At 36.9% G+C, this 12,797-nt stretch carries 12 protein-coding genes; all 12 read right to left on the bottom strand.

Going from position 1 to position 12,797, the window contains the following annotated elements; all coding sequences use genetic code 11:
• Positions 1-35: 35 nt before the first annotated feature.
• The 12 genes from G7061_RS07670 to G7061_RS07725 all read right to left on the bottom strand — a co-directional run bounded on the left by G7061_RS07670 (position 36) and on the right by G7061_RS07725 (position 12,382).
• Complete coding sequence (locus G7061_RS07670; protein ID WP_166120252.1) at positions 36-1,154, bottom strand: VanZ family protein; 1,119 nt, start codon at positions 1,152-1,154, stop codon at positions 36-38.
• A 74-nt stretch (positions 1,155-1,228) separates the two neighbouring features.
• Positions 1,229-2,761 (bottom strand): murein biosynthesis integral membrane protein MurJ, encoded by a 1,533-nt coding sequence (gene murJ / locus G7061_RS07675; RefSeq protein WP_159641479.1) that lies wholly within the window; start codon positions 2,759-2,761, stop codon positions 1,229-1,231.
• Between the two features lie 13 nt (positions 2,762-2,774).
• Positions 2,775-3,659: a UDP-N-acetylmuramate dehydrogenase gene (murB, locus tag G7061_RS07680; RefSeq protein WP_159637962.1), complete on the bottom strand. Its 885-nt coding sequence runs from the start codon at positions 3,657-3,659 to the stop codon at positions 2,775-2,777.
• Positions 3,660-3,717: 58 nt separating this feature from the next.
• Positions 3,718-4,431 (bottom strand): CBS domain-containing protein, encoded by a 714-nt coding sequence (locus tag G7061_RS07685; RefSeq protein ID WP_159641478.1) that lies wholly within the window; start codon positions 4,429-4,431, stop codon positions 3,718-3,720.
• Complete coding sequence (locus tag G7061_RS07690; protein WP_159641477.1) at positions 4,431-5,819, bottom strand: LCP family protein; 1,389 nt, start codon at positions 5,817-5,819, stop codon at positions 4,431-4,433. Before G7061_RS07690 ends, G7061_RS07685 begins: the two co-directional genes overlap by 1 nt.
• A 63-nt stretch (positions 5,820-5,882) precedes the next feature.
• Positions 5,883-6,029, bottom strand: a complete 147-nt coding sequence (gene rpmF, locus G7061_RS07695) for a 50S ribosomal protein L32 (protein ID WP_159637968.1) — start codon at positions 6,027-6,029, stop codon at positions 5,883-5,885.
• A gap of 14 nt (positions 6,030-6,043) precedes the next feature.
• Positions 6,044-6,556 carry a DUF177 domain-containing protein gene (locus G7061_RS07700; protein ID WP_159637970.1) on the bottom strand — a complete coding sequence of 171 codons (513 nt, stop codon included), beginning with the start codon at positions 6,554-6,556 and terminating at the stop codon, positions 6,044-6,046.
• A gap of 157 nt (positions 6,557-6,713) precedes the next feature.
• Positions 6,714-7,403 carry a winged helix-turn-helix domain-containing protein gene (locus tag G7061_RS07705; RefSeq protein ID WP_159637972.1) on the bottom strand — a complete coding sequence of 230 codons (690 nt, stop codon included), beginning with the start codon at positions 7,401-7,403 and terminating at the stop codon, positions 6,714-6,716.
• 703 nt (positions 7,404-8,106) lie between these two features.
• A complete protein-coding gene (locus tag G7061_RS07710) occupies positions 8,107-8,766 on the bottom strand; it encodes an ABC transporter ATP-binding protein (protein WP_159641475.1) in 660 nt (219 codons plus the stop codon).
• Between the two features lie 9 nt (positions 8,767-8,775).
• Positions 8,776-10,239, bottom strand: a complete 1,464-nt coding sequence (locus tag G7061_RS07715) for an ABC transporter permease (protein ID WP_166120255.1) — start codon at positions 10,237-10,239, stop codon at positions 8,776-8,778.
• Between the two features lie 101 nt (positions 10,240-10,340).
• Positions 10,341-11,711: a HAMP domain-containing sensor histidine kinase gene (locus tag G7061_RS07720; RefSeq protein ID WP_166120257.1), complete on the bottom strand. Its 1,371-nt coding sequence runs from the start codon at positions 11,709-11,711 to the stop codon at positions 10,341-10,343.
• Complete coding sequence (locus tag G7061_RS07725) at positions 11,711-12,382, bottom strand: response regulator transcription factor (protein WP_166120259.1); 672 nt, start codon at positions 12,380-12,382, stop codon at positions 11,711-11,713. Before G7061_RS07725 ends, G7061_RS07720 begins: the two co-directional genes overlap by 1 nt.
• Between the last annotated feature and the right edge of the window lie 415 nt (positions 12,383-12,797).

The following is a 12,797-nucleotide window of genomic DNA, read 5'->3' on the forward strand; positions in this document are numbered from 1 at the left end:
ACAACTCTTGTAGAAAAATTTAAGAAGTTTGGCGGTTACTTGTGATAATTTGAGTCTAAGATAACCCCACTCATCTTTTCGAAGAAAAGAACATAGGGACGACGGATTAATAACTGAATCCAGTAAATCACGCCAAATAGAATGATACCCGCAATGATTGCACCCCCACCCATGATAATCATCGGCTCTTCGAAAAACAGTAATGATTCAGTCAACACATTAACGATAATCCCTGGACTATACAGTACAAAGAAAACTAACAATGCGCGCCATAGATAGCGGAATACTTTGAAGGAGAGTTCATGAGAATTGAAGCGGGTCTTCAATATCTTACTTCCAACAGTATACCCCTTTGTAAGATAAGGCACTAGTACAAAGTAAAGCACAAAGACAATACCCTGAAGTACTGCTTCATTAATTGGTCTTTCGATGGCATAAAGGCCAATTGTGACCAGCATCACCAAAACATTAATCACGATAAGATCTACAACGAATCCCGTAAATCGTTTCCAAATGGTAACATGATTTGTATAATCTTGATGCCGTTCAAGCATTTTATCTTGGTTAGGCAGCACACTCATAAAGAGTGGGGCAATCGCATAACCAATAATCCCTCCGAATGTGTTGAGCATTAAATCATCAACGTCGAAAAGACGATACGGACCTGGATAAATAAAGAACAATCCAGAAAGTTGGCTTAACTCAAAGAATAATGCAAGCGCAAAGGACATCATAAAAGTTTGGAGCAATGAGCGTTTGAAGAAGTAACGTAAATATACACCAAAAGGTATGGTCAGGATAATATTGAAGAGCACTTGAGTCACAACAGGTTGTTTGAGTGCACTGATGTATGTTGATGGATTGGATAATACCAAGCCTGCTTCATTACGTATATCAGTAATAAACTGAAACGGCACGAGTTGCATCATCTCTCGATATGTAGTGTGTACAGATTCTCGTGCTGGTAACGGAAGAATTACCATAAAGTAAGCATTCATCATATAGTAGAGAAATGAAAAAATGACAAATGTTCGAAATAATGGAATGACACCATATTTACGGTATTGGTAAATTGTGTACGGCATTGTAAATAGAAATGCCAAAACCGGAAAAATAAACAGAGCGGTTTTAACCGGATAAATAAATGATTGCATAGCGTTCCCCTTTTCCTATTAATACTAGCAAAAGAAAAGACTCAAGGAAAGTTCTTGAGTCTTAAATTCGTGTATTAATTGGTTTCTTTAAAGAGAACACTTGATAGCAGTGAGAGTGCAAAACGAGTACGGAGTGCAATTAATGCAACAACGTAAACAATTCCTGCACCTGCAATCGCAACCAATGTTCCGATTCGACCTGGCATCACACTTAGTAATGGCCCTCTTACTAACAAGAGGAATACCCCCATCATTAGAGCAGACAACAGAATTTTCGTCATGTCTTTGACGATATATTTGAAGTATGTTTTCCCTATCAGTTTCTTAGCACTCTTGAAGAGTGGAACAACTGCAATCAGTGCAGCCACAGAATAGGAGAACGAAAGTCCTGCGAGTGGATGTCCTAATTTTCCAAATAAGAATGGGAAAATGATAAGTCCAATTATAAAGACAATCGTCACAAAGACCGTATTGCGTACCGGTGACTTCATGTCATGATATGCATAGTGAATTCTAAAGAGTAATTCTCGCATACCCATTGCAAGAAGCACAAGTGCATCAGCAACAAAGATTGGGACGATGATACTTACATCGGCTGCAGTTACTTCACCACTCAAGAAGACAAATTCAATGATAGGACGTGCTAATGTAATAAATCCAACAACAGCTGGTGTTACAAACACGAAAATCATTAGGATTGCATCATTGATTGACTTGTTAAGACGTTTATTATCATTGTTTACAACATTTTGAGCAATCGTTGGATAGGATACATTAAGAATTGCAGTAATGAAGATCCCTGATACAAACCCAATAAGTTTTGTAGCATAAGACATATAACTGTATCCACCGACCGGCACAAGGACTGTCGCAAAGTTTTTCATAATAATATCATTTAATTGACCCAAGACAGCTGATAAGAGTAACGGCAATGCTAATGTAACCATTAAGCGTAAATCTTTATCATTTAAGTCAATTACTGCACGGTAATCGAAGCCCATCTTTTTCATATAAATGAATATGACTGCAGCTTGGAAAATTAAAGCAGCAAGTTGTCCATATGCAAGTAAGAGCGTATTCCCGCTTTTATTTGCAATAATAATTGCGACGATAACAATCATATTTGATGGAATTGTCACCAACGCAGGGATAATAAAGTTTTTCTTGACGTTTAGATATCCACTTCCGAGTTGGACTATGGCAATCGAGAAGATTCCAAAGGCAATAACTCGTAAAAACGGTACTGCGTACAACATCGCTTCATGACTTAAATTTGAAGCAAACAAGAAAATTACAAATTCTGGTAATACAAACATCAAGACCATCATGACCATACAGAATAGCAACATGATATTTAATATATTACTTGTGAATCGGTTTGCGCGATCTTCGTCTTCATTAAGAATTCGTGTTAGCATCGGGATAATTCCCGTTACCAAGACTGCTCCAATGATTGAAAGAACACTATTTGGAATGGTAATAGCAAGTGTGAATGAATCTGAAACTGCACCAAATCCAAAGTTAGAACTAAGCGTTATGTCTCGTATAAATCCCAATACTTTTGAAAGTATGGTTATGAACATAACGACAACGGTCATTTTTTTCATAGTTTCTACTTCCTTAGCGGATTACGCGCCATTCTAATTCAAGTTGGACATCATACGTATCTTTAACGCGTGTCATGCATTCATTGATAACAGCTTTCATATCCGCAACCGTTGCGTTTCCTGTGTTAACAATAAATCCTGGGTGTTTTTCCGATACCATTGCTCCCCCAGATGTGAAGCCACGAAGATTGACACCATCGAATAATTTCCATACGAAGAGTGAGTTTCCATCTTTGTCTTTTGGACGTTTAAACACACTTCCCGCATTTGCAAAATTACGCGGTTGTTTAACGTAACGTTCATGGCGGTAGTAAAGCATCTTCTCAAGGGATTCGTTATAATCGCCTTCAGGAGCACTTAGTCCAGCACGCAACATGAAGACGGGCATTTGTGTGAGTCGTGAATAGCGATAAGCAAAGAATGCTTCATCTGGCACAATACGTTCAACCTGATCTGTCTCATAGTTATACACTTCAATCCAGTTTACATATTGGCCAATAGCATACTGCCATTGTCCGGCATTCATAATCAATGCACCACCCATGGTACCAGGAATATCTTCGCAGAATTCATAGCCACCAATGGATTGTTCACATGAAAACCATGCGAGACGATTGAGACGTGTCCCAGCTTCAACGACGATTTCTCCATCATTGAGTTCGATATCGTTTATCATCGATGTGATAATAAATACCGTGCTGTCATCAAAATAATCTTGATCAAACATCATATTTGATCCATTTCCAATAATTACAATTTTTTTATCTTTAAATGCTCGCAATGCTTGCACGAATCCATTAATCGTGTGTGGCATTACAATCGTATCAGCTTTAACATCTAATCTTAGTGTATTGAAGCGTTTCAAAGACGCATCTCTCATTACGAAGTATTCAGTCATACAAACTCCTTTTTTAACGTGTAGTCATCAACCTAAAGTCTATCATTTTTAGGGGTCATTATTCAAGTTCTGATAGAATTTTCGGCACATCTGCTACCGTAATAATTCCAATCGGTTTTTCGTTCACAAATCCTTGTTCGGTAATAATCATTGCAATCATAGATTGTCCCTTTTCATGCATCCGATTAAATATCTTTAACACATCATACAGTGTAGTCTCACCACTTACAAAAATTACTCGTGAGTCCTTTTCATAGTACTTGAGAATATCGTTCACAGTATATTGTTTAAGGTCTAACGTAGCGTCAGCATTTTGTTCTAAGAACATTTGATAAAGGCGTGTGTGTAATAAGCCAACATATCGGTTATCTCGATAAACAGGTACAGCCGAATAATTTTGCTCACGTTGAATTTTTAAAATTTTCGAGAACGATTCGGTTCCTTCTGCAACAAACACACGATTCATCGGAAAGACATCGCGAATACGACGAGGCGATTCTAAAGCTTGGATAATCAATTCCATTGTCGAAATTACAGAATCATGAGGCTCAGCAATTGCTTCATTTTTCCCTGCACGATTATGAACAATAGCATTACGAAGCTGGCCAAACTCAGTCAGCTCGTTTTTATAGGTTCCAATCACCGGGTGTTTCGGTGCGGCCATATGAACCATTTGCGAAAACCCAACATTGGGGCTACCCAAGTAGTCTTTCAAGAACATTTCAATCGTTACAAATGCATCAATAAATTTTTCAGAATTTTTGGTATCCATTATGATTCCTCACTCACTGTCATTATATCATCAATTTGACGTCGAATTTCTTGCAAACTTTCAGCATTTGGCCAGTAAACATAATACTTGTAATCCGATGGTAAGGAATAAACCTCTTGCATATCACCGGTTCCGCCAAGTATTGCCTCATGGATGGTCCAACTGTTGTTTTGAGATAGGTGTTGTGACAGTAATTTTGATATGTCGTCCTCTGTTAAGTTGGTATCGACCATATCCTTGAAGTATCGACTCAATTGTGGAATTTTCATCATTTGTTCAGATGACGAAATCTTCGTAATAATTCCTTTTAGTAAGGCTTGATGATTCGCTACCCGAGCAAGATCACCTGATTCGATATTATAACGCTCACGTGCAAATTCTAATGCTTGCGTACCATCCAGAGTATTCATGCCTTTTTTGATATGCATTCCTGAATCTGTCGTAAACTCATTATCTGAGTAAACCTCTACACCACCCAGAATATCAATTATATCTACTAATCCTGTAAAGTTTATCCGGACAAAATAATTAATCGGCTGGTCCATAAGATTCTCGACAGTTTTAACAGTACACGAGATTCCATAAAGCCCTGCGTGTGTAAGTTTATCGAGTGATCCATCTTCGCACCCTAGCGGTATATAAGTATCACGTGGTAGACTTACACTCAGCAATGATTGGGTTGTTGGATTTACTGCAACAATCATATTCATGTCACTTCGTGATCGGGTTACTACATCACCATAGAGATCAACACCACTTATTAATACTGTGAAAGGCTCCTTCGTAACATCTACAGGTTTCACAATCTCAGGACGTGCTACTTGAAAGACAATTTTTTCAGATACATGAGCCCATGATTCGAAATCTGTTTCAAAGAACATTATATCTTGTAAAACGTTGCTTTGAGATAAAATACCATCAATTTTCTCTGACTTAAGATCATCGACTAATTGGTTGGTATCACCATAATGTATTAATTCTGCTTTAGCAACTTGTTCATTATTTTTTTTAACGTCCGCTAACGTCTCTTTAGAAAAATGACCGTAATAGCCAACTTTATTTATTGTATCTGCATCAACAACGTCATTGCGACGTACTACCACAAATTCCAAGACTTCGTAGTCTTTAGCATCGGATAGATTATCGACAAATTGTTGTCCCAACACAAAACCAAAAGCAATAATCAACATAGAAACACCTAATGTATATCGCCATATTGATTTTTTTGTTAAGAGTAAAACTAACATTGAAAGTGCCCCACACGCAAAGATTAGTATCAATCGATACTGCATCGGTAAGAATCGCATACTTAAAAGTGACATCACTAAGATGGCACTCGCTATGACGATGAAGATTGTTGCATAAGGTTTTACCGTTTTGTTTTTCATCCTGTCACTTCCTTTTCCCACAAAATCACATAAAAAAAGTCTTGTTATCCAAGACTATTTTTATTATTTAACCTCTTTACGGTCAACACGATGAGGTACTTTCCACTCACCTGTTTGTGGGTCTTTAGCTAGAGTTACTCTAGGTAATTTGTAATGTGTACGACGGCTGTTTTTACGAGCCTTAGAAGTACGTCTTTTTGGAACTGCCATGTTTTCACCTCCGTTTAATCAAACTTGAAATCTTTCAATTTCGCGAGTCTAGGATCAATTTCTTGACTTTTTTCGTTTATATAATCTTCTTCAGTCATCACTACCCAGCCATCACCTTCAGGATATGTTTCCAAATCCGGGTGAACTGCTTTCAGTGGAACTTCAGCAAAGATTGCATCCATAAAGTATGGAGACAAATCAAGTGTTTCCCCTTCAACTTCTTCTATACCTTCGTCTTCTGGTCCTAATGGATCAAAACTAAACATATCATCCACACGTACTGAAAATTCAATATCAAATGGACGTAACGTTATCGCACAAGGCACTGTCATGATCCCCTCAACCCGAAGATCTAAAATCAGTCTTGAAGAGTGGCTGTCATAATAACCATGACCTACTGCGAAGATATCACGTAAACCTAAGAGACGAGGGTTTTCTTTAAGTCGTGTTGGGTCTAATTCCACAGCCTCATCCAGATCGATACGTTGTGACGTTAGCTTGTCCAAATCATTTCTAACAAAAATCATACTCTCACCTACTTTTTTAACGCTACTTAATTATAGAGAAAAGCACCTATCTTGTCAAACGAATTGTGACTGATTTGGTGCTTTCTTCTGATTATTAATTTATTTATTGTAATCTGTTCTTTTTTTAAATTAGTTTCAATGTATTTTGAACAGAGAATTATCCTAAAATTGCATTTAAGTTGATGAAATAGCCACGACCACGGACGGTTCGAATTGAATCACGGCCGAGTTTGTCACGAATGTTTTTAATGTGAACATCAACGAAACGGTGGTTCACACTCTCATCATCGCGTTTTTCTGGATAGAGTGTTTCCATAACTTCTTGACGTGTTACAATATTCTCTTTCGCGTCGATGAGCAACAAGAGAATTTCTTTTTCAATCGCGGTTAATGAAACCATTTGTTTACCCCGTTGTATTGTATTCGTCAGGTTATTTATTTCTAAATCATTATCCAAATAACGAATTGGCTCGTAGCCAGAGTTACGTGTCTTTTTCAATGAATCACATTCTGTTACAGCTTTCAGTACATAGGCTTTAATCAGATCAATGTTAGCATCGCGATGTGTATGGAATCGAATATCACGTTGAATGATTTCTAGTTCCGTTTCATCACCATCATCATGTAACAATACAATCGCAGAGTTCTTATTTTGAAATTTCAAAATCTCATAATAATCAATCCAGTTGAATCGTTCCATATGCGCATCCATAACAAAGCAAATATCTCCATAGTTTTGTGTCAATGCCTCTAATGGCGTTACCACATCAACAATGGATTTTATGCCCGTTAAAGCGTCTCGAAGCTCATGGCTTTTAAAGACGTCCTCACTTATAATTGTAATCATAGAATACCCCCCTGATTTTCTATATATAAATTGTATGTCATTTTTGAAGATAATTTAAATTAATTTTTGAACAAGTTAATCAAAATTTAATAATTATGAGTTTTTTATATTTTCATGGATAATACAGATGTTTCATTTTTTTAACATAACAAAAAAGAGGCGATTATGGGCCTCTTTTTCTTAAGGGAAAGAATATGTAATATCTGCTAATTCACAGGGGAATGAATTATTTGGAGAACTAACATATGTAAGAATTATCTTACACTGTTAGTATACTGTACCTTTGTGATGAGAATACGATAGAACTATGGAAGAAAATGTGACTGTTTCTGCGAAAAAAAAAGAGGTGATTATGAGCCTCGTTTTTTTTAAGGGAGAAGAATATGTAATATCTGATAATTCATAGGGGAATGAATTATTTGGAGAACTAACATATGTAAGAATTATCTTACACTGTTAGTATACTGTACCTTTGTGATGAGAATACGATAGAACTATGGAAGAAAATGTGACTGTTTCTGCGAAAAAAAAAAGAGGCAATTATGAGCCTCGTTTTTTTTAAGGGAGAAGAATATGTAATATCTGATAATTCATAGGGGAATGAATTATTTGGAGAACTAACATATGTAAGAATTATCTTACACTGTTAGTATATTGTATCTTTGTGATGAGAATACGATAGAACTATGGAAGAAAATGTGACTTATCCTTCCACCAGTCTGCCCGCTTCCATTCGATACACTTTGTCACTACCTCGTGATACATCATTAGAGTGTGTAACGACAATAACACATTTATTATATTCATGCGCCAATGTTTTGAAGACGTTAATAATTTCCTGTTGGGTTTTCTTATCGAGATTACCTGTTGGCTCATCTGCGAGCATAATATCGATATCCGTTGCAAGAGCACGCGCAATCGCAACACGTTGTTGTTCACCCCCAGATAATTGCGTTACTGGACGTTTCGCCATACGTTCAGTAATTCCTAAATCTTCTAGAATTTCAAGGGCTCGTTGTGTTCCACCTACTTCATTGTCGGTAATAGACATCGCTACCAATACATTTTGTAAGCCTGACATATACGGGATCAAATGAAAATTCTGAAAGACAATACCAATCTCATTGCGCCGATACTTCTGAAGTCCTGTCTTTTGAATGTCACGACCATCGCACAGAATTCGTCCCTTTTCCGGGATATCTAAAGCACTCAACATTGAAAGTAATGTAGTCTTTCCAGATCCCGATTCACCTAAAATAGTATAGAAAACACCCCTTTCAAAATTTGCACTGATATCATCCAAGACATTTTTGCGTTGTGTACCATCCTGATAGCTAAATGAAACATTTTCGATTTCTAACATAAATACCTCCTATAGTAAAATTTCTCTTGGTTTAAGTCTTAAAATATATATCGATGAAACCATGGTTGCAGCAAGTGTTGTTCCAAGCATGATGCTATAAAAGACCACAACATATTCTTGACTAATTTCAACTTTAAAGTTTTTTGCAATTTCTTCCTCAGTAATATCGGTAAGTTGGTTTTCCGACCCTCCAATACTCATGACAAAGTTTCCTTCCGGTAGTGTTTCTTGTTGTTTTAATTGATTTTGAATCATCGACTGTGATAAGCCGCCTGCCAGTTTCAATCCAGTAAAGAGCGCTAAACTTACTGCTAGTACCGATATCAAGACAACTTCTAGAAGTACTTGGAACATTGATTTTAGTTTTGTCTCCCCTAAAGCTTGATAGATACCAAACTCATGTTTGCGATCACGCATAAACAAGATAAGAACTAATGATAATACCAAAACAGATCCTCCAACTCCAAATAGTAAAATCGTGTTCGACATTTCCTTCATGTTCATTAGCGATCCAGCAACGGCATCAAAACTGTCTTTAGTCGTTTCGATTTTAAATTGCTTACTATTAAGCAGTTGGTTTGCCTTTTCAACAAACTGATCAATAACATCGGGTGACGTTAATTCATACGTGGGCGTTACCATGGTACGACATGTTTCAACACTGTTACAAAAACCTTTTTCAAATGTTGCCATGACTTTAGCATCCGCTAGGTCTAAGGCCGCTAGAAACTCATAGTTCGTGTACAGGGTGTTGTGTTGTCCTTCTTCCATAAAAGATGCCATCGGGTCATTACTTGACGCTGAGTCTGTCGTGTCAAATATTCCTACAACTTTAAAGGTAAACGATTCCTTCTGTTTAACGTTGATGTCTTGTGCTTTCGGATCAAATTCTACTAGGCTATGATCCAATGTAATTTCAGATCCCAATTCGAGCGCATTTTGTGATGCAAGTTTCTTGGAAATAAGAATTTCACGTTCGGTGTCACTTGCTTTGGGATACCTTCCTTCGATAATTTTTTGCTTTCCATTCATAAATGCATCTGGGAGTTCATGTCTACTTCCCACTAAACTAAAATTCGCAAAATCCGCAAGACTGGCACTTCCAGAAATCATGATGCCATTGGTTGTCTCATCTTGCTTTTCTTGAGTATAGCGCTTTAGCTTTTCTGAACCCATATGCGTATTTAATTGGTACGAAACCGATTTTACCTCAGGAAGCGCACCAATCGCATCCGCTTGGTCTGCAGTTAATGGCATGATGACATCATTCTGTTTCAAATTCATAAAGTCCAGATCAATGCGTGCTTTTGCACCCAATTGCTCTTTCATCGATGTTTCTAATTGCTGTGTTGCATTGTAGACCGCCGCCGCACCCGCAATTAAATTTCCAAGAAGAAAAACAACCATAAATAAGATGAGTGTTTTTCCCTTTCGTTTCGAGATACTCGTGAGTGCCCGCTGATAAATATTCATGTATATTCCTCGCTTTCGAACCCATCATAACAATAAGATATGGAGTACTCATGGGGTCAAGATGAAGTTAGTGTAAAGATAAAAAAAAGAGCCCGAAGGCTCTATTTTAAAAATATGGTAAAGGTAAAACAATGTTCACGTGAATCGTATAGATAATTATAGGAATAGTTGTATTTGTTGAGAATCATCGATACAACATAGAGGCCCAGTCCATGACTGTCATCATGTTGTCCCATGCTCGTGAACGGTGCGCAAAGATTGACACTATCATCCCATGCCCCTTCATAGACATTTGAAACACTGAGCACAGTATCAGAAAGTATCATTTTTATCGTAGAATCAACGGTTCCATAGCGAATCGCATTTCCAATTAAGTTCGAAGTGACACGACTAAAATCTAATTCACTCATTGGTACCGTTGAAGACGTAATCTCTAGATCAAGTTGTTGGCGATTATCAACCAACATAGGATGATACAAGGCCTGTACCGTCTCTAATGGCTCATTAACATTTAGAATCGGTATATCTCGAATTGATTCTAAGCGACTAACCTTTAGCGTTTCGTTAATCAAAGCATTCATGTGCACTAATTTATGATTTAGTTCGTAAATTATCTCCTGGTAATTTGACGGGAGTTCTTCATCATGCATTAACTCTTCAATATACAAACTCATGACCATAAGTGGTGTCTTAAGCTCATGAATACTTCCTTTCATAAAGATATCGCGATCCTTTTCAAATTTTTGTATAGTATCCATCTCATGCATCAGACGTTTGTATAAGTGATCAATCTGATTTTCCAAGGTTGCGATTTCATCACCACGAACCGGTGCATCTAAAGCGACATATTGAAACGACTCCATTTTTTCCATAATGTGATTCAAGTGAATAATTTTATGAGCGGTATACCGCGCATAAATGTAAGATATGAGTGCCGAAACAATGAGACCAACAATAACCATGTACGGCATCACACTAAAAAATATTGACGAAAACATTTCATTATCAATACCCGTATTCGAGGCAATCCGGGCTGTATACACATTTCCCGCATTAAGAAATTGAAACTCTTTAATTCGTGCCGTTGATGTGGTGCCCACAACACTTGCAGAGATATTCACATCACTAGAAATAATTTGGGTCGGTGCTGTTTCCAAAGCTGGCAGATAAATCCCACCAGTATACGGATACACAACATTGCGATATGCATCTGTAACGACAATATACACTCCCGCACTACGCTCAAATTCAATTAGCTTATTATTCAAAATAAGATTATCCATTGATGAAGTTTCGAGCATATTCTGTACTTGTGAGACGGAACTGTTAAATTGCTTATCAAGAAAACTATTAATATACGATGTATACATAAATTTGAAGCCAAACGCAAAGACCATGATTGTTGTTAAGATTGTAATTAAAGTTAGTGCAAATGTTTTCGGAAAGAGTTTGAGGTTTTTAAAATACTTCATTATGATTTCACCTCCAAACGGTAACCAACGCCCTTAATTGTTGCAATACATTGAATTGGAAGTTTTTTACGAAGATTCTTGACGTGCACATCAATATTACGAGCATCGCCAAAATAGTCATAACCCCAAACCAGTGTTAAAATTTCCTCACGGGTAAACACACGTCCAATATTTAACATCAAAAGCTGCAAAATCTCAAATTCTTTAGCTGTCAGAATAATAGCAGTTTGGTGATAACGTACTTCATAATTATCAATTGATAACACTAAGCCTGCATAATTAATCATATCTTCGTGTGCTGTATCTTTTGGAATCCGCCGGAGGACTGCTTTAATTTTATATGTGAGAATATTCATCGAAAATGGTTTGACGACATAATCGTCAATATCATGATCAAATGCTTTGTATTGAATTTGCTCATCGCTCAAAGCACTTATAACAATTATTGGAATCGTTTGATTCTGCTGGCGCAATGTTTCCAAAAAAACATCCCCTTGCATTTGAGGTAGCATCATATCTAATAAAATGAGATCTATTGGATGTTTTCTAAGAAGGTCAAATCCTTCCTCCGCATAACCCGTCGCATAAACTAAAAACCCCTCTTTTTCAAGGTTCTTAACGAGTGAGCGCCGAATTTCAAATTCATCTTCAATTACAAGTATTGTTTCCATAATATCACCATTTTGATTATAGCATAGCACTTCATAGCATCACCCAGTTCTCCAATTTCTTCACGACAACTTCATATCAAACAAAAAAAAGAGGCGATTATGTGCCTCATTTCTTTTAAGGGAAAGAATATGGATTAATAAGATACATTGTAATTCATAGGGGAATGAATTGTAGGAGAAGATCTTATTAGGGTCGTAAGAAGGAGTTCTTACATTTGTAAGTATAGCCCTCAAATACGGATAAACTTTCACAGGTTCGTGTTAGAATGTGTGATTACATTTGAAATAAAAAGAAGAGGCGATTATGTGCCTCGTTTTTCTCTTAAGGGGAAAGAATATGGAATAATAAGATACATTAAATTCACAGGGAATGAATTATAGGAGAAGATCTTATTATTGAGTCGTAAGAAGGAGT

Origin of the sequence: Erysipelothrix sp. HDW6B (assembly GCF_011301115.1) — a bacterium.
In the GTDB taxonomy this organism is placed as follows: domain Bacteria; phylum Bacillota_I; class Bacilli_A; order Erysipelotrichales; family Erysipelotrichaceae; genus Erysipelothrix; species Erysipelothrix anatis.